Source organism: Persicobacter psychrovividus, assembly GCF_036492425.1.
Taxonomy (GTDB): Bacteria; Bacteroidota; Bacteroidia; order Cytophagales; family Cyclobacteriaceae; genus Persicobacter; species Persicobacter psychrovividus.
The window spans coordinates 375,253-397,780 of sequence record NZ_AP025293.1; the positions used below are offsets into that span (position 1 = coordinate 375,253).

Annotated in this window: 19 protein-coding genes; 5 read left to right on the top strand and 14 right to left on the bottom strand. The window is 44.9% G+C overall.

Annotation, left to right across the window (positions count from 1 at the left end):
• Positions 1-140: 140 nt before the first annotated feature.
• Together AABK40_RS15105 and AABK40_RS15110 are read right to left on the bottom strand one after the other, a co-directional pair.
• Positions 141-1,004 (bottom strand): hypothetical protein, encoded by an 864-nt coding sequence (locus AABK40_RS15105; protein WP_338398504.1) that lies wholly within the window; start codon positions 1,002-1,004, stop codon positions 141-143.
• Positions 1,005-1,088: 84 nt separating this feature from the next.
• Positions 1,089-3,023, bottom strand: coding sequence for an ADP-ribosylglycohydrolase family protein (locus AABK40_RS15110; protein WP_338398505.1), 1,935 nt, complete (start codon positions 3,021-3,023; stop codon positions 1,089-1,091).
• Between the two features lie 416 nt (positions 3,024-3,439).
• Here AABK40_RS15110 and AABK40_RS15115 point away from each other — a divergent pair, with 416 nt between their 5' ends.
• The 3 genes from AABK40_RS15115 to AABK40_RS15125 all read left to right on the top strand — a co-directional run bounded on the left by AABK40_RS15115 (position 3,440) and on the right by AABK40_RS15125 (position 6,791).
• The gene (locus AABK40_RS15115; protein WP_332922814.1) at positions 3,440-4,549 is read left to right on the top strand and encodes an AraC family transcriptional regulator; all 1,110 of its coding nucleotides are present in this window, start codon (positions 3,440-3,442) and stop codon (positions 4,547-4,549) included.
• Between the two features lie 136 nt (positions 4,550-4,685).
• Positions 4,686-6,125 carry a purine-cytosine permease family protein gene (locus AABK40_RS15120; protein WP_338398506.1) on the top strand — a complete coding sequence of 480 codons (1,440 nt, stop codon included), beginning with the start codon at positions 4,686-4,688 and terminating at the stop codon, positions 6,123-6,125.
• 75 nt (positions 6,126-6,200) lie between these two features.
• Positions 6,201-6,791 carry a hypothetical protein gene (locus AABK40_RS15125; protein WP_332922812.1) on the top strand — a complete coding sequence of 197 codons (591 nt, stop codon included), beginning with the start codon at positions 6,201-6,203 and terminating at the stop codon, positions 6,789-6,791.
• A 366-nt stretch (positions 6,792-7,157) separates the two neighbouring features.
• Here the strand turns inward: AABK40_RS15125 and AABK40_RS15130 are convergent, their stop codons facing one another.
• The 10 genes from AABK40_RS15130 to AABK40_RS15175 form a co-directional block, all read right to left on the bottom strand.
• Positions 7,158-9,437, bottom strand: coding sequence for a WD40/YVTN/BNR-like repeat-containing protein (locus tag AABK40_RS15130; protein ID WP_338398507.1), 2,280 nt, complete (start codon positions 9,435-9,437; stop codon positions 7,158-7,160).
• Positions 9,438-9,534: 97 nt separating this feature from the next.
• Positions 9,535-10,188, bottom strand: coding sequence for a rhomboid family intramembrane serine protease (locus AABK40_RS15135; protein ID WP_332922810.1), 654 nt, complete (start codon positions 10,186-10,188; stop codon positions 9,535-9,537).
• Positions 10,189-10,218: 30 nt separating this feature from the next.
• Positions 10,219-10,479 (bottom strand): energy transducer TonB, encoded by a 261-nt coding sequence (locus AABK40_RS15140; protein ID WP_338398508.1) that lies wholly within the window; start codon positions 10,477-10,479, stop codon positions 10,219-10,221.
• 192 nt (positions 10,480-10,671) lie between these two features.
• Entirely contained in the window at positions 10,672-11,061 is a 390-nt protein-coding gene (locus AABK40_RS15145; protein WP_332921973.1) for a DUF4174 domain-containing protein, read from the bottom strand.
• A gap of 73 nt (positions 11,062-11,134) precedes the next feature.
• Positions 11,135-12,628: a cryptochrome/photolyase family protein gene (locus AABK40_RS15150; protein ID WP_338398509.1), complete on the bottom strand. Its 1,494-nt coding sequence runs from the start codon at positions 12,626-12,628 to the stop codon at positions 11,135-11,137.
• 16 nt (positions 12,629-12,644) lie between these two features.
• Positions 12,645-13,280, bottom strand: coding sequence for a flavin reductase family protein (locus AABK40_RS15155; protein WP_332921971.1), 636 nt, complete (start codon positions 13,278-13,280; stop codon positions 12,645-12,647).
• 323 nt (positions 13,281-13,603) lie between these two features.
• Positions 13,604-14,128, bottom strand: coding sequence for a hypothetical protein (locus AABK40_RS15160; RefSeq protein WP_338398510.1), 525 nt, complete (start codon positions 14,126-14,128; stop codon positions 13,604-13,606).
• 58 nt (positions 14,129-14,186) lie between these two features.
• Positions 14,187-14,885, bottom strand: coding sequence for an NAD(P)H-binding protein (locus AABK40_RS15165; RefSeq protein WP_338398511.1), 699 nt, complete (start codon positions 14,883-14,885; stop codon positions 14,187-14,189).
• 132 nt (positions 14,886-15,017) lie between these two features.
• Positions 15,018-16,424: an alpha-amylase family glycosyl hydrolase gene (locus AABK40_RS15170; protein ID WP_421953320.1), complete on the bottom strand. Its 1,407-nt coding sequence runs from the start codon at positions 16,422-16,424 to the stop codon at positions 15,018-15,020.
• Between the two features lie 74 nt (positions 16,425-16,498).
• Positions 16,499-17,704: a glycoside hydrolase family 53 protein gene (locus AABK40_RS15175; RefSeq protein WP_338398512.1), complete on the bottom strand. Its 1,206-nt coding sequence runs from the start codon at positions 17,702-17,704 to the stop codon at positions 16,499-16,501.
• Between the two features lie 367 nt (positions 17,705-18,071).
• Between AABK40_RS15175 and AABK40_RS15180 the strand changes: the two genes are divergently transcribed.
• Positions 18,072-18,479 carry a hypothetical protein gene (locus AABK40_RS15180; protein ID WP_338398513.1) on the top strand — a complete coding sequence of 136 codons (408 nt, stop codon included), beginning with the start codon at positions 18,072-18,074 and terminating at the stop codon, positions 18,477-18,479.
• 168 nt (positions 18,480-18,647) lie between these two features.
• Here AABK40_RS15180 and AABK40_RS15185 read toward each other — a convergent pair whose 3' ends face one another.
• On the bottom strand, positions 18,648-19,493 hold the full coding sequence (locus tag AABK40_RS15185; RefSeq protein WP_338398514.1) for a sulfurtransferase: 846 nt from the start codon (positions 19,491-19,493) through the stop codon (positions 18,648-18,650).
• A 187-nt stretch (positions 19,494-19,680) separates the two neighbouring features.
• Between AABK40_RS15185 and AABK40_RS15190 the strand changes: the two genes are divergently transcribed.
• Positions 19,681-21,339 carry a DUF4625 domain-containing protein gene (locus AABK40_RS15190; RefSeq protein ID WP_338398515.1) on the top strand — a complete coding sequence of 553 codons (1,659 nt, stop codon included), beginning with the start codon at positions 19,681-19,683 and terminating at the stop codon, positions 21,337-21,339.
• A gap of 97 nt (positions 21,340-21,436) precedes the next feature.
• Here the strand turns inward: AABK40_RS15190 and galE are convergent, their stop codons facing one another.
• Positions 21,437-22,477, bottom strand: coding sequence for a UDP-glucose 4-epimerase GalE (gene galE / locus AABK40_RS15195; RefSeq protein WP_338398516.1), 1,041 nt, complete (start codon positions 22,475-22,477; stop codon positions 21,437-21,439).
• Between the last annotated feature and the right edge of the window lie 51 nt (positions 22,478-22,528).

Consider the following 22,528-nt stretch of genomic DNA (forward strand, 5'->3'; position numbering starts at 1 on the left):
TTCGCACTAAAACACAATAAATAGCACAAAAAATTGTTTAACCTTAAATTGCATAAAAAATCGCAAAAAAAAGAGTCTTAAAAGACTCCTAATTTTAGTTTTTTTCAAAATCGAAGATATTTACCTCCTTTGATTTACAATTATCTTAAAAAAGCAATGGCGTGCGGGGGAAGATAAAAGATATTGAAGTCAATCCTGGCATTGGTTTTCAACATCACCTCTCGATTATTTTTCTGATCATCAAGGGCGGCCTGATAAACTTCTCCTTCTGAGGCCTGAAGGCCTGCCGGCAGATTTACCCTTAGGGTTTCTTCCCCATAATTAACAAAAAAGCCTTCCCATTTCCCCTGATCTTTTTCAAAAATCCGACCACCGAGCATGCGAAATCCTTCCATTCTGTCATTGTAAATATAAGCTGGCCGGTCCACTTCGATGCAAGCTTCGCGATGCGCATATTTGATTAAGGTCCCCAGCTTTTTTGCAATCCACAAACCCTTATATTGATTTGCCAGAAAGTGATCTACATACTTCACTTGCTTAGAATCGCGCATTCTTTCGGTACAAGTAAGGTAGAAAATAGACCATTGTAAATTTTGCAACCAATAAGTATTGGCCTTTTGATCATCAGATTGGCCGAGCAGCGATGTCAGCTCCTGATCTGTATAGCCCTGATCTTCAATCGCCATACAGAACTCATTCGCTTTTTGCTTAGTTCTTACCCAGATATTTGGATAAATCTCATCCAGGTCCATGCCTGCCCATCGAAATCCCTGCTCCGCCTTCAAAACGGGCAATAAATCTGCCAGTGGCAAAAGGGAGGCATAGCTTGGCGGGGCAAACTTTTGATTTACTGCTGCCCTTACTGTTGGTTGCTGAGTGTTTTCTTCCCATTGCCCCACCACCACCGATTGCTCCAGAAAGCTGAAACTTGGCAGCAAAATCATGGCTAATAGCGTCCCGACAATAAAAACCGAGACCATCAAATGTCTTTTGTTCGTCACCATACCAAGCACTTTAATTTCAATGCAAAAAAGGAGAAGTAATGAAACTCCTCCTTTTTATACCTCATAAATATATCAACCTTAAGCTTACACCAACTCCTTATAGGCTTCTACAACCTGCTGTGGTAAGCTGAAATTCAATTCCGTTTCCCATTGTGTTTGGTGTGGGTGGCGGTCATGGTGTTCTTTAAGTCCTAAACTGACTTTAAAATCATCATTAATAAAATCGAAACGAACCAACAAAGTATTGGTACCCTGCTCCAAAGGCAACTCCACAATTTCCGTGGAAGGCCAACGGCGCTTGAGTTGCTCATTCTGATGAAGCGTTTTGCCGTTCAGGCTTACGGTAACAAAGTTACTTGTTCCGATACAGAGCCATTTTTTTAGCGCTGTTGCTGACGAAATTTCTGTAGAAAGGTAAACTGTACGTTCCCCAATACCATAGAAATATTTTTTAAGATCCACTTCAAGACCTGCAGGCTGAATCACCTGTGCGATAAAATCCTGCTCAAAAATTGCCGGCGTATGCCATGGCGTTTTCACCTTTGCCAAAAAGTCTTCGGCAGGTTTTTGCAAGTCGTGGTTCATGTAAGTTGCCGATGGCATGGAAGCCAAACCATGATCGGGATATTGCTTATGCATTGGCGCCAAACTGGCATCATCACGCATAAACGGCCCCATCATCAGCCATTGGCCGTAATACGGCAAGCCGCGCTCAAATTCAAATTTGAAAAGCTCATCCATTGTTACTTCTACCGTATAAGGGACAGCACTCGCAAATGGCTGGAAATCCTCATTGATGGTAAATTCAAAATTCACCACTACCGATGCGTCTTCTTGGATCGTTACACCTGCAGGTTGAACAGTTGGAAATGCGGGTGAACTGATATTAAAAGTAAAAGACTTGGCTGAAGGCGATAGGTTTTCAATGTGAACAGCAATTGCTCCTTTGGCCTCAGCTTCAAAATCAGGAAATGCCAACACCTTTGTGAACAGCGCAAAAGGGGTGTCATTTTCAACAGTGAATTTCTCTTCCGTAGAAAAATCTACTACGGTGTGTGGTCCCTGAAACAACTGGGCTGCTTTGCAGGTCAGGTCCGTTAGTTCAGTGATGGTTTTTGGACAGTCAATTCCTGTAATTTCAGGGCTGACCATCAACTCGTTGCCAATGCGCTTTTTCCATAGAGCAGGAATTTCCGCGGCACCACGAACAATACCGAGGATTGATCCGGCAGTAGCCACAATACAATCGCTATCGTGCCCATAATGCAAGGCTTCGATCAATTTATCGAAATCCCCTTTAGAATCGAGCAATGAAAGTACCGTAAAGGCCACATTCATCGGTGCAGAAGTAAAATCAGCATCGCCATAAGCCGATTTGATGCGTCCTTTGGTCGCTTCTACGCCAAATTTCTCATACCAGGAAAATACATTTTTAACCATCTTATAGGTCAAACAATCCTGGTCAATATATTTAAGTCCTTCCAAAAGAATGGCAGGGATATCCGTCATCGTAAAAGCGATCGCCTCACAAGCGGCCTGATAAGCTTCCGCATCATCAGAAAAACCACAATGGTCCAATCGCGAATCCATTCTGGCAAAATAAGCTGCTTTCTCCGGGTTCCCGGCACACAGCATTCCCCAAAGCTCGCTACGAATTGGCGAGCCCATCGAGGCATTCCAATAGGTGTTGTTATGCGATCCGGTATCTGGGTGGTCCAGACCTACCCGAATGTTACGGGTGGCAATACCATACTCATTCCATGGAAAATCCACATGATTTTTCCAATGCTCACGGAAATCTGAAGGGCGAATTTTATTCCCTTTTTTCAGCACCATGTCGAGCCAGAGAATCTGAAGATCCAGGTCGTCATTACAAAAATTGGTTTCAAAAAGTTCGTCACTCAGTGGAATTTCATTGAAGCATTTATAGCCTTCAATAGGTGCGCCGAGAATCCCTCCGGCACATTTGCCCATCCAACCGCCTAAAACCTTATCGTTGTACTCTTTTATTGTTAACATCTCGATAAAAAAATTAAAGCCTTCACTAACGACAACACCCGCCAAAGCTGTGGCTGTTGCTTAAATTGAAGGTCGGACAAAAATTGTTATGATGGCTTTTGATTTTAAAAATTAGAGCGAAATAATTATTTCACGAGAAAAAGGAAAGCGCTCTAAGGAAGAATTAAGCAAGGTATTTTCTGTGGAAAAGAAAATCAGGAGGATAAATAAGAGGGCGCATAGCCACAAAAAGCGGATAATTGAGTATTTTCAATAAATTACGAAATCCAAAGATTTCACTTTAAAAGACATCCATTAATTGTTTTTTAAGCTGATTATTATTTATTTCGTTATTGATATTGCAAAAGAGATACTTCATTTTTTAAATCTTTTTCTATTCGAAAATTTTTACTAAACCCCTCACAAACCTTAGTTCTATGACGGACGCTTTATTTTTTTGGTCATTTATGCAGTGTGCAATTATGGGAGTTGCAATTGCAATTGTCAAACGCACACAAGTAAATTTGATCCTCTCAAGCATATTCGGTACCATGGCGGTTAACACCCTGCTGCAGTACCTATTTCGATTTACAGATTTAAAATTTCAGCTCCCTGAGCTGATGGTTTTTACTGATGTGCTTGACCTCTTACTGCCGGGTTTGGTTTTATGGTATATTTCTTCACTCTTTGGGGAGAAGGTAACCAATAAGCAAATTTGGTATTTTATTCCTGCCGCAGCAGGCTTTGTGCTCTCGGGCTTATTCATCCTATTTTTTGGCATTGAATTTCCTTCTTTTATTGGGAGTCCTTTTCACATGATCCTGCTGACCGCTATTGTATTCTGGAAAGGAATAGCGATCTATAAAGCACACACCAAATTGAAGATCATGAACGATCAGGCGGAAGCCAAGCAAAAAGAAGATTTGGTATGGCCTAAACTGTTGGTGGCCTTCCTGGGGATTACCCTTTATGTAGCGACCCTACAACTCATTTACCGAGGTGCCATTGTTCCTTTTGTGGGAAAAGCAGTGAACCAGTATATCTGGAATATTGTGCAGGTAAATTACATCATGTTTAACAGCAGCATTATTTTACTGACCCTGTTTTTTGCTTTAAAATTCCCAAAAACCTTGTCAGGAAATACCATTGCGATAAAATCAGAGAAGGAATCTTCCGAGGATAATTCGCTGATGAACCATTATATCGCCAAACTGGAAAAGCTGATTGCTGAGGAAAAAATTCACCTGGAAACAGAGCTGAATGAGAAAGTGTTGGCAGAAAGGCTGGAAATTCAATATTATCTGCTCTCCCGTCTTCTTAATGATCACCTCGGGAAATCGTTCAGTGAGTTTATTAACGAACACCGAATCAAACACGCTCAAAATATTCTGGCCAACGATCAGGAGAAATCCCTGACCAATTTTGCCATTGCCGTGGACAGCGGATTCCGCTCAGAATCTGTGTTTTATGTAAATTTCAAAAAACACACGGGCATGACCCCACGCCAATATCGCATCAAAGCACAGAAGGCGCAGTTTGTCGCATAGCAACAATTACAACTAATACCCTCTACATTTCAAGAAGAGCTTTATTTCAAAGCTCTTTTTTTTACCTCTTTAATATTATAAAAGAATAGAAATTTATAACACAATAGCCTTAAATTGACATACACAAAATGCCAAAATGATGAGAGGATTACAAGTAGGAAAGCGCATAAGTCGTGTTGATGAATTTGAGCAAAGCAAAGTACCGCAACAGAAGCTGAAAAGTGCGTCCAATTTTTTGGGCATCATGACCAGCGAACATATTGCCGGTACGGAGTTTGTCATTGGTCCGCTGTTTGTCTTACACGGTGCTTCCACGATAGATGTATTCTTGGGTCTGCTGTTTGGTAATCTACTCGCCTCGCTGAGTTGGGCGCTCATCTGTGCTCCTGCGGCCACCAAAACACGTCATACGGTATTTTATCAACTTGAAAAAATCAGCGGACTTGGGCTGGTGAGTATTTATAACTTAATCATCGGGCTGTCATTTTGTATTACCACGGCCTTAATGCTGATGGTTTCCGCTTCCGCTTTGGGGCTGATCTTCAATGTTGAAAGCCCTGGTATTCAGGACCTCTATCCTTCGAGCCCGTTATGGGTATTGCTGGTCATTGGAATCAGTTTCATCATTATCTATATCGCCGCATTTGGCTTCGACCGCATCGCGCGATTTGCAAAGATATTTGCCCCCTGGATTCCGATGATAATTATAGGGTCGGCCATCGCCACCCTTCCCTCTTTGGGCGTCAGTAAATTATCTGATTTCTGGAGTGTTGCTAATGAAAAAATATGGACAGGAGTTCCTATTGAAGGTTATTCAAAATATACTTTTTGGCACATTTTATTCTTTGCCTGGCTGTGTAACAGTACCATGCACCTTGGCCTTTCAGACATGACCATCTTTCGTTATGCCAAAAGATCTTCCTATGGATTTCTGTCTGCTTTTGCCATGTACACAGGACATTTAATGGCGTGGATCGCCTCCGGAATCCTCTGTGCCAACGTCATCATGAATGGCATTTATAACCCTTCAGCAGCAGAAATCGCCTACCTCGGCGCAGGCATTACCGGGGCAATTTGCGTGGCTATTGCAGGCGGAACCACCGCTATTCCTTCCATGTATAGGGCCGGCATGGCCTTCCATGCTTTTCTGCCCATGTTCAGACGATGGAAAGTAACTTTTATTATCGGTGCCGTGACGACCATCATCGCTTGCTTCCCTATTTTTGTCACCAAACTCGATCAGGTTCTGGGCATTATCGCGCTGATTGCCGCGCCTGTAGGGGCGATTGTAATTGCCGATTTATACCTATTTCCGAAGCTAAAACTAAAGCAGGAACTTGCACAAAAAGAAACCCTTTACATTAATCCGGCGGTAATGGGCGCCTGGTTTTCCGGTGTGGCCTGTGGGTACATGATTTACTATTATATGCACCTTGATTTTTACTTCTTCGTAACCTTGCCCGCCTGGGCAATGACCCTGGCAACCTACTTGCTATTTTCTTGGTTGCAACAGAAAAAACTGGTATTCAAGGCCAAAATGACCATCTCTTTCAGGAACTATGATATTGAGGAGTAACGGTGCTCCCGACATTTTTCTGAAAGGAAAACAATGACCGGCCAAAAAAGTCATTATGGTTAAGAAACCATTTCAATGACCATGATCAAATACGGAATTTTATTGCTCCTGCTGTTTGGCGGCCTACAGGTGCAGGCACAGGAAGCCGGCACTCACGAAACACATATTGCCATTGGGGCCGTGAGTTCCAACGATATTCTGGACATCACCAATAATATCGTTGTTTCTGCTCTGACCATCGGGGAGGTCAGCTATCGGCAAGAAGCAGAATCACCGTCGGTAAGCCTGACCTATAAATACACCCTGCGTCCACAGCTGCAATTATTTGCCGATGCCACTTTTCAGCGCATAGACGAACGGATTCTGATTAATGGCACCCCTGACGATAAGATTGAAAACACTTTCTACACCATTGGCGTCGGGGCATCCTACCAATACCTGACCGCCCGCTGGTTTCAGATGTACGGCAGCACCAGTCTCGGATTGACCATTCATCACTCCCAGTATGATGGCAATATGGACGGCTTTGAAGATGGCACCGACAGCTATATGAACTTCCAGGTCAGTCCTGTAGGTCTTCGCTTCGGTTATGATTTTGCCGGATTTATTGAACTGGGCTTCGGCTATAAAGGGCTGATCAACTCTGGCTTTGCTTTTCGCTTTTAGGGGGCTGTTTCACAACTCAATGCTTTGATTCTTGACACAAAATATTATGCTGACATACGGATGCACCCAATGTCATTGGGTTAAGGATTTTGGGGTGATTCAGGCGTGAATTTAAAATGCATGTAAAGGTATAATTCCTTATGTCTCCGATAACAATTTGAATAAATCTAAGGGAAATCAGCGTTGTGTTAAACGTTAAAAATAACGGCTCTACAGGGTAACGTTCTAAACGTAATGACATTAGGTCAGCCATACACCGACCAAATAAAATTTTGATAACATCAGATGATGATTGTCCGACCGTGCCATTGCTGTGTATCGCTTTCAACCAAACTCAATCCTGATATTTAACGGACTAAAGGTTGCCTATTTTGGCTGATCCAGGGGCAAATACCAGGATCCTGTACCACAGGTGGAAATCAGCAATTTCCCTACTGTACCTGACCGGTCAATAAAAGCGCTGGTTATTCCAGGATAATGAAGATCGGCCGTAATGTCCTCCCAGAGCCATTTTTCGCCATTGAATGTGCCACGGTAAATGCCGTAGCTATTTTGAAATTTGTGGGAAAAATAATTGACATACAGCGTATTTTTCTCTGCAATCAACCCTCCTCGGAACTCAAAGGCAAATTGCCCCTGTGCGTGTTTAAACCAATGCGCATGCCGCTCTCCACTTAAAGCCTGTGCTTGTGCTTTACTGAAAACCACCTGCCAGCTTGCCCCATGATCCCTACTGATTTTGAATACATAATCTGCATTTTGATGCTCGTCCTTTCCGCCGTAGGCAATGAAACTCTGCCCCTGATGTTCCCAGGCGAAAACCTCAGAATCCCAGCCTCCACCATCAAATAATTTCTCCCACGACCACGACTGATCCGCCTGTTTCACCCCACGAAAAAGGCCTTCGTTTCCCCGGGTTCCCGTTAAATAAAGTTCATTGGGTTTCAGTGGATCGATAGTCATTTTTTTTGTGGCCACCACTTGCTCCATCACCCCGTTGGAGATTTTTACTGCCTGATATTTCGGATTCCGGATCGCTTCATTCAGATCATCAATCATATAAACTCCGTGCCCATAAACATGCAAATACAACCGATGCGGATTTGTAGGGTCCATGGTCAGTTCCCGAAAGACGCCATCAGGCAAGCCCAGTAAATGCTCCGGCCCTCCGCCCAACATTTGCCATTGGTCTTCGGGCGAGTGATGCACCAGCTTTTTCATTAAAAGCCGCCCATCCTTGGCCCTTCCGCCATAACCTGCCGTTGCTTGAATCAATACCGTTGGCACATCATTCAAATGCGTCAGGGCAATGGCCTGCACATCCGAATAATTAACACTGTCGGTACGGTGGCTCATATTCGACCAGTGCTCTCCGCCATCCCAGCTTTCGACCATCCCATTATCCCCCTGCCCCTGAATCACGTAATTTTCATGCGCAGCAACATCATAAGTATAGGTACTCTCCGTTCCACGACTCCGATAAGTGGGGAAGGATTTGCCCGCATGTTTTACCATTTGCTGATCATTGGGAATAGCATACCTGTTTTCCCACTGATATTGCCCATTGTTCTGTTGTGCACAGAAAATCGTCTGGTTGGTTGTCGACCAAACAGCTGGCGACCACGATGGAGGGGTGAAATGCGCAAAACGAGGATTGGGCTCGGCATAATCCCAGCCGGTATCAAAACCTGAAAGGCCCTTCCAGATGATTTCATAGGTGGTGGTAGAAGGGGAATTTTCAGCACCGAAGGTTCCTTTATACAGTCCCCTGCGGCTTCCTTCCAAGCTCAGCAAAAGCTGATACTGCTCCCCTACCCGCTGATCAAACTCGGGATACCAAAATTTATCTTCAGGAATCTCGCCCATTGGCAACCAAGCCACATTGTCAACGGCGGCCCAATAAGGTTGTCCCACCTTCCGCTGATCTGCGAAAATGGTGACCAAATACCGGCCATCTGGTGATATATCGAGTCCCCGAATTTGCTTTTCAGTATTCAGCCCCGGCAATCGGTACCAGCTCCTGCCGTGGTCATCAGAGCGATAATTAGCCGAATAGGTGGAAAGAAAAACGACCGATTCCTGCTGCGGGTGAAAGAAGATTCGACTGATATTACGATCGGCTACAGGCACATGGTCCACCACTATCCATTCCCAGTTTTGACCTCCATCCTCGGAAATAAGAATTCTTGGAATGCCCTGCTTTACTGCGGGAATTTTTTTCAGAAAATCATAATCATCACGCCAGCCTACCCCGGCAATCACCTGCTGAGCATTATGCGGACTCACCGCAATTTCAGCAAATGTATTTCCGAAAGATTGATCGATAAACTGATAGGTTTTCCCACCGTCAGATGAGCTGCTGATGCCATTTAAAGTGCCAATATACAACCGTTCGGAATCCTCTGGCGAGATGGCTACGGCATAGGTTCTGTTGTGGAGTTGCCTGCCGGTGATCCTCCAGCTTTCCCCATTATCGGTACTTTTATACACGCCTTCCATATCCGAAGCCAGATAAAGCACGCCTTCCAGCTTGGGGTCACAAACTACATCCTGCACCTGTCCGCCAGCACCAGGGTTAATCGCCACCCACTGCGCCAGGGCACTTGGGGCGTAAAGGCTGAGGAGTAAAATCAAAAAATTCTTCATCGTATATTATGGTTTCCGCTAAAATACACTGAAGAGATTTTTAAAAACTTAAGATTTGTAAATTTGAAGAAAATCCACTGAGCACTGACCTTGCCGACTAAAATAGGTATCGGGGATTTTTGATCAACATCAGCAGAAACCCGATGCTTGGCACACCCAAAAGCAAATAAACCCACCATTTATCTACGAGTGATTGCGGCTGAATGTAGGCCGAAAGGATAAGGCCCATGATCGCACCACCGAGGTGGGCATCGTGTCCGATATTACCAAGATTACGCTTGAGCCCATAAATGGAATAAATGACAAAGATCGTCCCGACAAACCATGCAGGAAATCCATAGGGAATAAAGAAAACATAAATAGAAGAGGAAGGCGCAATAATGATGGCTGAAAAAACCAAGCCACTAACCGCCCCTGATGCACCGATAGCACTGTAATTAGGCTCATCTTTGTGAAGAAACAAGGACAGAAAGTTACCGGCAAGCAAGCTGAGGAAGAACAGCTGAATAAACCAATTTAAACCATAGGTCAACAGAACAATCTCTCCGAAAGAGGCAAAAGCAATCAGGTTAAAGATAAGGTGTGTCCAGCTGCCATGCAGAAAGCCTGAAGAAACCATCCTTAAATATTGTTTGCCTTCAAGGATCTGATAAATATTGAATTTATACTTACCGAAAAACAACTGATCTTCCAGCCCTTTATAACTGATTAAACCAATAACGACAATAAAACCTATGATGACAGGATGCATGAAGAATTTGAAATAATAAAATAGAAAAAATTAAAAACAGATCACTAAAGGCAAAACGACCTTGGTTGCTACCGGTTGACCATTACATCGGGCAGCCTGCCAGGAACTGTGGAGCACCTTCTGCCCCATCTGTTGCGCAATTTCCGGTGCACCTTTTAACATTTGAAATTGCTCCACCTTGCCGTTTTCTGTAACCACAAAGGTAACAAAAGTCTTAGGAATTAAGCCCTCCCTTTTCAAGTATTGCGGCACTTTCAAGGATTTAACAATAGCTTTATAAAGTTTTGGCATGCCGCCCTGAGGTGTTGCCGGTTCATCAAATTCGATATAAAGATTCCTGGCTCAGACAATAGATTCAAGGAAACCCTCCTTGACTGTGGCATACTGACTCCTCAAAGTTTGGTGCTGTGCAGGACTTTTTGCCCACAAAAAAGGAGCTTACAGCTCCTTGGTTTCTTTCATTAAATTGATATTTTTTGCGGACTATTCGAACATGGCCAGCAGGGATTCCGGGTGGAAGGGCTCGGTTGCTTTCATGCGGACTTTTCCTTTTTTGTCGAGCAGGTAAACGCGAAATTCACCTTGCGGGAGGTTGTATCGTTTGTGCATATTTTTTGGAGAATGATCAAGTACCATCTCTGAATTCCAGGCTTTTACTTCCTGCCGACCTACCACAAAGAGTAAAACGTTATTTTGTTTCAGGTTTTCCCGTTGTTGTTCAAAGCGCTTCAGTTGGGTCTGCACTTTGTCAGCATGTTTTCCCTCAAAAATTAGCACCACATTATTGGTGGTCAAAAGTGAGTCGAGGCTGACTTTTTTGGCAGGTGCCAACAAAAGGATCAGCCCAATCATTAAACTTCCAAATATTTTCATAAGTCAAACGTTAGGTGTATGTATTACAAATATAATCAAAAATAGCATTTTAAAAATATTTAAATATCTTTAATCAATACTTATGGCTATTCAGATGGTTGATAAAATCTTCCGCACGGTGGATGTGTTCGTTGCGCTCTTCTTCAGATTTTTTGTCCAGATTCCACAGAAGCATTTTCATCCTGGGGTTATTTTCAAAATAATCGCGGTGCACATACATGAATCGCCAAAACAGGGCATCCCAGGTTTCCTCCCATACTCCCCCTTCGTAGTCGCTCATTTTTTTGATGTAATTACTGCTGCTGATATAAGGCTTGGTCGCCATCAGTCCACCGTCAGCAAACTGGCTCATGCCATACACATTGGGCACCATCACCCAATCATAGCCATCTACAGAAAGTTCCATAAACCAGCGATAAATTTGGCTGGGGGCATACTCACACAGCAACATAAAATTGCCTAAGATCATCAGGCGTTCAATATGGTGCAGGTAACCTGTTTTGAGTAATTTCTTGATCGTTTCATCCACGGGAGGAATCCCCGTAGCCCCATGGTAGAGTGCTGAGGGAAGCTTCTTTTCAAAGCCCCAAAAGTTGGTGGTGCGCATCTGTCGGCCATGGTGCACATACATCCCCCGAATAAACTCCCGCCAGCCGATCACCTGCCGAATAAATCCCTCAACGGTGGACAGCCTGACGCCATTGTCACGCCCATATTCAATCACCGACTGCACAATGTAGGCAGGGGTGAGCAGCCCCACGTTAAGCATCGGTGTAATCACGGAATGGTGCAAAATATCAGCCTCTTCAACAATAGCGTCCTCATAAGGACCAAACTCCGCAAAACGAAAGTCCAGAAACTGTTTCCACCAGTTCTTACTGTCCCAGAAAGTATTCGGATAGAGGGCCTTGTCGGTCATGACTTTCGGCTCATGGTCAAAATTATTTCTGACATAAGTCAGCGCCTCCTGATGGTACTGATCACTCGGCGGATAATGAATCACGGGAGGCGTTTTACCCTTGGGATATTTCTTTCGGTTTTTCTCATCGAAGCTCCACTGCCCCCCTTCGGGTTCTCCTGCATCTGTCATCAGGATGTTCATCCGCTTGCGCTGTTGCTGATAAAAGTCGTGGTGCAGATACCGCTTTTTCTCCTTGGCGAAAAAGGCCTCAATATCCTGCTCGGAAGTAAGGAAACCTGGCGATTCATATTTGGTCAGTTTCATGGAAGCCCGTTCAGCATATTTGTTGAACCGTGACGATAGCCAGTCATCTACAGGATCAATATAATGCAAAGCGGCGATTCCCTCATTTTTGAGGTGCTGCACCAGCTGTCGGACATCGCTCAGGGAGTCTGTGGCCTCAATATACTGCACCCCTTTGGATTGCTTTTTCAGGTAATCTTCATAAAACTTCATGCTTGCCCGATGAAAAACCAGTTTCTGCTGATGGAATCGGTATTGTCTGAAAAACAAGTACTCTTCCACCAGAATAAAGTTGGTGCACTCCTGCAGCAGGGGCGACTCTTCAAATAACTGATGCGGAAAAACGATGGCGTAAGTTTTCATGCTCATGAGGGTAAGATCAGGAATTGTTTTGGGGGGCTTCGTCGAGTTTTACCTGCGGATACTGCGCCAGCTTTTCCAGTCGGTAATAACTGTTCAGGCCCGAGATGCCAACCGTCTGCAAAGTCGAAAGGTTCAGTTCGCCATCCTGCTGCATGGCTTCCTGCTGATAGGCCACCTGCTGTACCTCACCGATGATCATCACGGTACCATTGATGGGAATGGGCAAGATCTCGCGTAGCTTCATGCCAATTTTCAGAGGGCTTTTTGCCACAAACGGCGCGGGAAAGTCACCCAGATATTCGGGGCTAATACCGCAGGCCTCAAACTCCGATACGCCCTGTGCATACTTCCCACTGGTCTGGTGAGCCTGTTCCGTTAGCTTTTCAGGAATATGATTTATCGAATAATAACCCTGCGACTGGATATTGGCAAAAGTGTGCCGTTCGACCGTCTGTGGGCGCGAAATATAGCCGATCAATGGTGGGGAACTGCCGAGATGCACGACGGAACTGATAATGGCCAGATTTTCCTGACCCTCGGCGTCTACTGTGCCAATGAGGTTCGCTGGTTTGATGCCCGTAATGGCATTGATCAGTTTAATTCGCTCCCTTTTTGGTAGCTGGTTGATGGCTTCTTGCTGGAGTAGCTTCATATACTTTTAGATGTTTCCATGATCAACGAAATGTTCAAAACAAAGAGCACAAGAAGATCAAGGAACATTTATAAAGCTGGCGACTTTATTTTTAGGGTGAAATTGGTGTGCGCCGTTAAGCCTCCTTCAAAGGTCCACACTCCTTTTGTTCAATCATTGCGTTTTTCACTGACTTCACCTTATTTGGTTTAGGGCGCGCGATTTGGCTAAATAGTTCATAAAACACACCACCTATCCAATAGGATTTTAGTGCATAGCCGAGTAGGGCCAAGCGCTTTTCCCAACCTCCAGCATCATGTAATAGTATTGTTAAAACAGTCGCTTTACGTTGTTAGTTTTTCCATCATTTTTTTCGCTCTGCCAGCAACGGACTTTCTTTTGTCAGTGGCTAATCTTTCCAAATGAGGTCTGATCCATTGGCTTAATTCCGCATCTTTTTTCGCCCATTTTGTCAGCGTATCCATGGTTTGGTTGAGCACAATCCAGTCGTGATGATGGGCCAGATTGTTCTTCATGATTTTTTTTGCTTGACCTATTTGATTTTCGGTCATTTCTTTTTCCAGCATACCGAACAGCTGAGCTAAAGTCCATTGTGTAGAAGCTTGATCAATGACAGATATTTCGGTCAAAAATCGATCAAGGTAGGGCACCAGAATCGCTTTTTTTTCTTTGCAAATTCTTTTCATTGCATTGGATGTTCTCAGCCGAACAAGCTCGTCGTTACTGAAATAACAATTAAACAGCTCGGCGAAAAGTCCATTTTCCGCTAATACTTCATCAACGATTTCGACGGTATTTCCCAGTGAGTTTGGATGTCCACCTTTTAGCCTTTCTTCAAAAGTTTTCATTCAAGTGTGATGTTTAAAAGTGTGCGTTATTTCCGGGTAGTAAGCCTTAGGCTGCTGCTTAATACAAGGCGCTTCTCATGCGCAGGATTTTCTGAAAATCTGCATAGTGCAACTCCTCCACTTTTTGATAGGGGTGAAAAACATTCAGGGCCATGGCACGGCCAAGATCTTCGACCTTCACTCCTTTGTATTTGCTCATTCCTGCAATCAACATTGGGTTAATCATTGGCCACAGCTTCAGCACAATGGCCTGCGTGATGCCATATCGGTTGGTAGGCGTGAGGATCATCGAAGGCTGAAAAATACTCAACCGCTTAAAAATTAAGCCTTTCAGGTAATTGTTCAGCTCCCCTTTTGTGCGCAGGTAAAATGAGGAAGATGCGGCATCGGCCCCTACTGAAGAAAGCAGCTCAAAGTGCTCAATACCTGCCTGTTTACAGGCCTGCCCAAAATCTGCCACGGCGGTTTTATCAATCTTTACAAAATCTTCTCTATTCATTTTTGAAGGTTCACCGACCCCCAATGTACAAATGGCCACATCGTGCCCGTTGAGTAATCTTGAATAGGAATCTACCTGATGAATATCCACCACGTGCTGCTCGATAGCTGCATATTCAGAAGTAATTCCAGGAATTGTCCGCCTGCCAAGCAGGGTAATTTTAGCAATATTCGACATTTCGAGCAGGGCTCCGAGTGCCTGCCCGCCAACAGCGCCCGATGCGCCAAGCATCACAACAGAAAGAGGTTTATTTTCCATAAAATCAGATGGTATTTATTGTAAGATAAGTGCTGTGGATGCTTTTTGCAAGCCTCCACCAACAAGGATCATCAAAAGAAAAAAGCAGGCAATATGCGCATCATCGCACTTTTGCCTGCTGTTGCTGTGGTATTACTTCACATAAATTTTATAGGACCAGGGCTTCAGCTTCAACTTGCTCGCGGCCTCGAAAGTTACCTTGTCCTGAAGATCAAAATCAGTATAGTCCCCTTCAAACAGATTGTCTGAAAATTCCACTTCCTGCGTTTTTGCTGAAAAGTTGAAAACAGCAAACACCTTATCTTTTTCATTTTGGCGTACAAAACTCAGCACCTCATTGCCGTGGTTGTTCGGGACCTTAATCATCGTGCTTCCCCAGTGGGCATGCCAAAGTGCCGTGTTTTCCTTCATCAGTCTGAACAACTTTTGATACAGCGTACCAATCGGATGGGCTTGCCATTTGATTGGGTCTTTTTCAAAAAATTCCAGTCGCTTGGCATTTCCTGCTTCCTGTCCATTATAAATCAATGGCATTCCCTCGCCCACTACAGAAAGTGCAATTGCCGCCTCAAGTCCATCGCCGAACTGTTCGTACATGGTGCCTTCCCAGGCATTTTTATCGTGATTCGACACAAAGGTCATGCGCATACTGTTGGCAGGAAATGCACTTTCGTTCCATGAGTAATAAATATAAAGGGCATTGACGTCGGCCTGCCCCATGCATATTTTGTGCACCGCCTCATTCCACGACCACGCATAAGTCATATCAAATGCCGCTTTATGCAAATCCCTTGATTCCCATTCCGCAAGCATAAATACAGGCTTCAGGGCGTCGAGTTCCTTTCTTGCATTATTCCAAAATTCGACAGGCACGAAGCCCGCCACATCGCAACGGTAACCGTCAATATCGGCCTCCTTCACCCAGTAAACCAAAGCGTCTGTCATGTACTTGCGCACTGCCGCATGGTGATAATCCAGGTCGATAATATCCGACCAGTCCCACCAGGGTGTCGGTCGGAAATCGCCATTATGGTCCTTATCATACCATTCGGGATGCTCACTCACCAGCGCATTGTCCCAGGCGGTATGGTTGGCCACCCAATCGAGAATAACATACATCCCCTGTTGGTGGGCCGCCTGCACAAAATTCTTCAGGTCCTGCATGTTGCCAAATTCGGGATTCACGCTGTAATAATCCTTCACCGAATACGGACTCCCGAGGCTTCCTTTGCGGTTTTTCTCCCCAATTTCATGAATGGGCATCAGCCACAGAATATCAACCCCGAGGGCTTTGAGTCTTGGCAGCTGCTTTTGTGCGGCGGCAAAGGTGCCTTCTTCGGTAAATTGTCGGGTATTAATCTGATAAATGGCCGCATCCTTGCTCCATTCAGGATGCTTCAGTTCCACATAAGGGTGAGGCTGATATTGATCGCCCAGTCCCGTTTTGTTCGGGCTTTGCTGTTCCATTGGTTTTTCATTAGGCTGACACCCCCAGACCATACAGGTCATGGCGAGCAGGTAGGTAAACTTTTTAATCATTGGTCAGTAAAAAAATGGTTGATATTTCATTTTCCAAGATGCGTGCACATGATGTACTTTACGCAATCTCATTTTTAAGGTCGATCGTAGTTGTAATGTAAATAGTCGGCTGTAGGAAGCAGCTGATGCTGGTAGTCAAAAAATGTACAATTCTCATAAGAAGACCCCTGTCCCCATTGGTCTTTAAGGTCAGAGGAAATCCAGGTAGGCTCCCAGTAAATCATCCCTGCCAAATGAGCGTCCCGTAATTGTTGCGCCAAATCCTGCAGCAGCCTGTGTTGCCCATCCACCGTAAAAGGGTAGCCCTGCACAGGGGGCTGCCCACCAAAAAGGTTGGTATAGGCATCGTTAGAAGCGGTGGTAAAGGGGTAGCCCACTTCAGTAATGAGCACCTGTTTCTGGTACTTGTTGCTGATATTTTTCAGGTAATCGCCCATCTCAGAAAAAGGGACCGCTCTATGCCATAGCGGATAATAACTCACCCCAATGAGGTCAAAATCCGCCACTTTCCCCTGCGACATGATATGCCCAAACCACCAGTCTAAATGCTGCGGATCAGCGACATGCAGCATGATTTTGGTATGCTGACCATATTGCTGATCGATCTGCCGTACGGCACGAATACCCGCCCTGATCAGCTCGCCCGCCTGTTGCCAGTTACCATCACAAACGTTCAGTTTTGGGAAATCAGCATGAGGTGCCGAAGAAAGCATTCCGCAGTTGGTTTCATTGCCGATCTGCACCATTTCAGGCAGTAAATCCGCTTTGGCCAACTGGTTCAGCACCTGATAAATATATTGATAAACGGAATCAGAAAGTACCGCAAGCGAAGTAATTTTTGCCCACGCTTCAGGGACTTCCTGTCGTTCAGGGTCTGCCCAGGTATCAGAATAATGAAAATCAAGATTAACGGCCATCCCTTCCGCCTTCGCTTTCCTGATGCCACTTTTCACGGCATCGAAACCACTGTAAAGTGGGGACTGCGCCCCGTAAATATCACGTACCCATGCAGGGTGGTGCCACAACCGAAAACGGGCAAGATTGGCTCCTTTTGCTTTAAGCATGTGAAAAGGATCTGCGGACTGCTCGTCTTGCTGAAAGTAGCCGCCATGATCCATGATTTGATCGGTATAAGAGAGATCAACCCCAAGCACAAAATCTGATGCCTGATAGTATTTGACGGATGAAACTGGAGGATCGGGGAGTTCCGAGCCCGTATCAGCGCATGAAAAAAGGAGGCTGGATAGCGACAGGCTGAGTAAAAAAATCCATCTGTTCATAAGTCAAAAATATCATTTGCTAAAATCACAAGATCGATAGGTGACTTGACCTTTTCCGCATGCCCCCTCATTTTTTGCCCAATAAAATTAAGCTAACGTTTGCTGAAATGTGGTTAGCTTCCTGGCCTTCCGACCGAAAGATAAACGGCGAAAACACCAGAAAGAATAATCAATACATAAAGATTGAAAGTCAATATCGATTCCCCTGAAAATGGATTTTCGGCACTTGTGCCCGTCAATAGAAAAGTCTACCTTCGCACACTTTATTCAGGTAAGTTGTTTAATATAAACTACTTGAATAAAAACCACAACCACCTGATGACCACCAATGATGATTTAATTGTTTATGTCATTCATTACCCCTACCATGAAAAAAGTAATGCTTTTCAGTCTGCTGGCCACGGCCAGTATCGGCTGCTCCAACAAAAAAGAAATCCGACCGACGGAAAACGGTTTGCGCACTACCAACCGCCAACACCCTGAAGATTTCTATCATTTTCACCTGCTCTCAGATTCCCCATTTGAACTGAATGAGGTGGAGCCATATGTTCAAACACTTCAGGGACGAAAGCTCAAAAATGGCTTCGTCGATCAACTTCAGGAAAACGGGCAAACCATTGGGCTCGATGTGCATGTACTGAAATCAAAAAATAATGAGCTTGATTATGCCGTCGTGAAATATGAAGGTAAAATTTTTGCCTGTCGCCACTTCAAATCCCTTAACGACACCACACTTCTTGGGCACCTCCATCATTTGGATGCACTGAATGATTAAGGGGCGCTCAACCACCGAAGGGCAAGCTGATTTGCCCTTCGGTGGATGTTGTGCCAATCCAATTTGAGATTAACCCACAAAATTGTATGAGGTTTGGGACGGTGGCATGACCATCATTTGATGTTATCCAACGAGATTTTTTGGCTAACCGAAAAGCTGCCCGATGTGCTACCCCTTCCCCTGCGCTATTGGCCTGTCCGATGCGCCCCACTCACTCCACGACCCGTCGTAAACTGCCCAATCCTGATGCCCAAGAACTGTTGCTCCCAATGCCAGAATACAGGCAGTAATGCCCGATCCGCAGGTAAAAACAGTGGCCGTCTCTGAAGTCGGATATTCATGAAAAACAGCCTTCAGTCCCTCCTTATCCCCATTTTCCAACAATGGGATGACTGTTGCATAGTGGATATTCTTCGAGCGGGGAATATGTCCTGCTCGCATTCCCTCACGGGGTTCAGGAGTTGCCCCCTCAAAACGCAAAGCACTGCGGGCATCGAACAATGGTTTGGGGCTTGTATCTCCCGAGAGCTGACGCATTAAATCGTCTGCATTAACAAACCGATGTGCCTGAAATTCCGCCTGAAAGTTTCCCTTGGGACGAACGGCGGCATCCCCGAGCTTTTCCGTTGCGTAGCCCGCAGAAATCCACGCAGGCAAACCGCCCTGCAACACCGACACTGAAGTATGTCCCATCAGTAAAAACAACCACCACGCCCGAGGGGAAGAGTAGATCCCGTGTCGGTCGTAAACAACCACCTTGCTGTCCTTGTGAACCCCCAGCTGCTGGGCAGATTTCTCAAACTGCGCCACCGTAGGCACTGTATTCGGTAGCCCTGAAGTGGCGTCGCAAAAATCTGCCTTGAGGTTCATCAGCTGCGCATTTGGAATGGCGATGGCAGGTGGTAAATCTTCCTCGGCCTGCCCAACTTTGGGAATGGTGGCATCGAGTAGGATCAGTTGGGGGTCGTTACTCAGCGTTTTGAGCTCATCAGGGGTGATTAAAGGTTTCATCATTTTTGAATAGTTTGAAGCAAATTAAGAGAAAAAATGGTTTTCTGAAGCCATCGGCACATGATTTATCCCTTTTCAGCCCCTTTGCCGCTCTTTCTATTGATATTGATTACCTCTCTAATCCTATTGAAAAATATAGCCCACCACCTTAATTGCAATATAGTTGCAAAAACAAAACTACCTTTGAAGTATGAAAAAATTACTTCTACCTATCGTATTCCTTTTGATGATCGCCTGCCAACCACAGGATGACTTTTCTTCATCGGACAGTATCGAGATCCAAAACCTTGAATGGGGCAGTTCCAAAGATGGCCACAGCGCCAATCAACATGCCTACCGCAATCGTGATATGCACTTGCAGGCGCAAGTGGTGGCCGAACACCTTGTCAAATCACTGATCGTTACCATTGTCAATCCTGAAGGGGATGATTTGATTTTCGACTATTCACAAGAGTTTGCGGGCATCCGAAACCCTTTTGTCCACAAACACCCTGTAATTCCTGCGGACTTCCCTTTGGGAACTACCCAGTTGATTTTTACCGTTATCGACCAAAATGGTGCACAACTACAGGTGGAACATCCGTTGACGATCAATCCAGAAATTGTCCATCAAAACCCGATGGGCGAATATGAAGCCGTAAAATTATATGTGAGTTATTCCCCCACCGATTCCCTCGACATTATAGATTTGGGAACGGGCGAAACAGCGCGACTCGGACTGCCAGAAAATGGGGTTCACTTTTTAAGAAACCTCAAACTGAACATCGGTAATGTGGTGGCCTATGGCGCTCAGTCGGTGAGTGCAATTTATACCGGCCTCGACTTTCACATCAACCATTACCACCTGAAAAATCCTGATGTTGCGCTCGTGGCTCATGTGCCACAGCCAGATGCCATTAGCTGGGGAGATTATTGCTATTTTAACGCCCTGACAAACGGAGATTTATATTCTTTCGGTGCTGAAGATGTATTCAACGGACAGGAAATGGGCATTGAGCTTCAGCCTACAACCAACCTGCCGATGGCCAAAAAAGGGATTCCTTCTTTTGAGTTTGACGGTGTACTGACTGATGAGGCCTCCTTTACCCGCAAAGATTTTATTTTCAGGGTAAAGCCAGATAATCAGCTATTGATCATCAATAAAGCGACTAAAAAAACCGAAACGGCTTTCAGTAATTTTGGGGAGATTTACAGCGCCACCCATTACAAATGGATTAATGCTGACAACAGTGTTTTCCCTCCCAATTATACCTATCACTATTTTGCGGTTTATGCCACTGAAAAAGGTATTAAGGTGGTTACTTTTAACGACACCAACAAGCAGTGGGAAGTGCAATCGTTAAATGATGATCCGAAAAATATCCATGAATTGCATTTGTTGTGGCCAAAAAACAAACCTTCGGAACATGAAGGGATCTTCTTCACAAGTACGCCTACTCTGGTGGGACAAAGCCCTGAAGGTATTTATCAGATTTCGTTTGGCGAGCAGGCTTGTCAGCTCAAGCGGGTCATCAGTCAGCCAAATATTGAGAAAATAGCCTTTTGTGCGGAGAGCAATGCGCTGGCCTGCGTCAATGGTTCGGGTGCGGTAAAGCTGTTTCATACTGATGATTTCAGCAGCCTCGGCAATGGCCAGATGAACGGTTTGCCTTCAGATGCGATAATCGCCTTCAGTAAACGGTTTTTCTACATGGGAATCCCTGGAGAAAACACCATTCAGCAATACGACATTCATTCTTTCGAGCCAAGCCGAATTATTCAGCTTGATGCTGCCCTTGAGGATTTTGTGCTTGCAGGAAATATTCAGGAGGTTGAAATCTTCCACGGCGATGATGGTTACGGACAGTAATCCGTCCGCCCAAAAATGACTCATCGACCACTAAAATTTCAGATAATAATTGATTAAAAAAAAGGCTGTTTCAATGATAGAAACAGCCTCTTTTTTGTTAAGCTTCCGCTTGTGGTTTCAGTACTTCGTTATAGTATTTTTCCCACTTCCATGCTGAAGCGGTCATATCATCCAGGGTAAGCTCCGACGTCCAGCCCAGTTCTTCATTGGCGATCGTTGTTTCTGCCCAGATCTGCTCGATGTCCCCTTCACGGCGATCAACAATCTCATAGGCCAGTTGCTCTCCCGACATTTTTTCAAAAGACTGAATCACTTCCAACACCGACGATCCCGTTCCTGTTCCAAGGTTGAACCACTCGAAACGTTTTTTGAAATTCGATTTCATGAAACGCTCCAAAGCAATCAGGTGTGCTTTTGCCAAGTCCATCACGTGAATATAATCACGGATACACGTTCCGTCAGGTGTTTGGTAATCTCCTCCAAAAACCTTCAGCCCCTGGCGCAAGCCCATCGCCGTTTGGGTGATGAATGGCATCAAATTCTGTGGTACACCGATCGGTAATTCTCCTATCAGTGCCGACTCATGTGCACCCACAGGGTTGAAATACCTCAAGGCTACCCCCTGAAGATTTTCGTGCGCATAAATGGTATCGCGCAGGATTTCTTCACAGACTTGTTTAGTGTTGCCATAAGGCGAAAGTGCCACCTGTACAGGCGCATTTTCTGTTACGGGCAGGTTGTCTTCCGTAGGCTGACCATATACTGTACAAGAAGAACTGAAAACAATGTTCTTCACCCCGTGCTTGTTCATGGATTCCAGCAGGTTCATCAACGACTGCAAGTTGTTGCGGTAGTACAATAGTGGTTTCTGAACAGATTCCCCTACCGCTTTTGAGGCCGCAAAGTGAATGATCCCCTCGATAGGGTATTTGGTAAATAAAGCATCTACCTTTGCAGTATCCACCAAATCCATTTCCTCAAAGGCTGGGCGCTTGCCGGAAATTTTCTCGATACGGTCGATAACGTTGGCCTCTGAATTGGATAAGTTATCCACGACCAACACCTCATAACCTGCTTGCTGCAATACCACAGTGGTATGTGAGCCGATATATCCTGCACCTCCTGTTACTAAGATCATAATTTTTCTTATTAAGTATGCTGTTTTTTACTTATCAAAGTAGTAGATAAG

What these genes read in the sequence shown, in the direction of transcription:
- AABK40_RS15150 (WP_338398509.1), bottom strand. Translation starts at nt 12,628, where the DNA reads ATGAAAACTTACGCCATCGTTTTTCCGCATCAGTTATTTGAAGAGTCG.
- galE (WP_338398516.1), bottom strand. Translation starts at nt 22,477, where the DNA reads ATGATCTTAGTAACAGGAGGTGCAGGATATATCGGCTCACATACCACT.
- AABK40_RS15165 (WP_338398511.1), bottom strand. Translation starts at nt 14,885, where the DNA reads ATGGAAAATAAACCTCTTTCTGTTGTGATGCTTGGCGCATCGGGCGCT.
- AABK40_RS15110 (WP_338398505.1), bottom strand. Translation starts at nt 3,023, where the DNA reads ATGTTAACAATAAAAGAGTACAACGATAAGGTTTTAGGCGGTTGGATG.
- AABK40_RS15125 (WP_332922812.1), top strand. Translation starts at nt 6,201, where the DNA reads ATGACCATGATCAAATACGGAATTTTATTGCTCCTGCTGTTTGGCGGC.
- AABK40_RS15175 (WP_338398512.1), bottom strand. Translation starts at nt 17,704, where the DNA reads ATGAACAGATGGATTTTTTTACTCAGCCTGTCGCTATCCAGCCTCCTT.
- AABK40_RS15130 (WP_338398507.1), bottom strand. Translation starts at nt 9,437, where the DNA reads ATGAAGAATTTTTTGATTTTACTCCTCAGCCTTTACGCCCCAAGTGCC.
- AABK40_RS15115 (WP_332922814.1), top strand. Translation starts at nt 3,440, where the DNA reads ATGACGGACGCTTTATTTTTTTGGTCATTTATGCAGTGTGCAATTATG.
- AABK40_RS15160 (WP_338398510.1), bottom strand. Translation starts at nt 14,128, where the DNA reads ATGAAAACTTTTGAAGAAAGGCTAAAAGGTGGACATCCAAACTCACTG.
- AABK40_RS15185 (WP_338398514.1), bottom strand. Translation starts at nt 19,493, where the DNA reads ATGATGAAACCTTTAATCACCCCTGATGAGCTCAAAACGCTGAGTAAC.
- AABK40_RS15180 (WP_338398513.1), top strand. Translation starts at nt 18,072, where the DNA reads ATGAAAAAAGTAATGCTTTTCAGTCTGCTGGCCACGGCCAGTATCGGC.
- AABK40_RS15120 (WP_338398506.1), top strand. Translation starts at nt 4,686, where the DNA reads ATGATGAGAGGATTACAAGTAGGAAAGCGCATAAGTCGTGTTGATGAA.
- AABK40_RS15140 (WP_338398508.1), bottom strand. Translation starts at nt 10,479, where the DNA reads ATGCCAAAACTTTATAAAGCTATTGTTAAATCCTTGAAAGTGCCGCAA.
- AABK40_RS15155 (WP_332921971.1), bottom strand. Translation starts at nt 13,280, where the DNA reads ATGAAGCTACTCCAGCAAGAAGCCATCAACCAGCTACCAAAAAGGGAG.
- AABK40_RS15145 (WP_332921973.1), bottom strand. Translation starts at nt 11,061, where the DNA reads ATGAAAATATTTGGAAGTTTAATGATTGGGCTGATCCTTTTGTTGGCA.
- AABK40_RS15135 (WP_332922810.1), bottom strand. Translation starts at nt 10,188, where the DNA reads ATGCATCCTGTCATCATAGGTTTTATTGTCGTTATTGGTTTAATCAGT.
- AABK40_RS15105 (WP_338398504.1), bottom strand. Translation starts at nt 1,004, where the DNA reads ATGGTGACGAACAAAAGACATTTGATGGTCTCGGTTTTTATTGTCGGG.
- AABK40_RS15190 (WP_338398515.1), top strand. Translation starts at nt 19,681, where the DNA reads ATGAAAAAATTACTTCTACCTATCGTATTCCTTTTGATGATCGCCTGC.
- AABK40_RS15170 (WP_421953320.1), bottom strand. Translation starts at nt 16,424, where the DNA reads ATGATTAAAAAGTTTACCTACCTGCTCGCCATGACCTGTATGGTCTGG.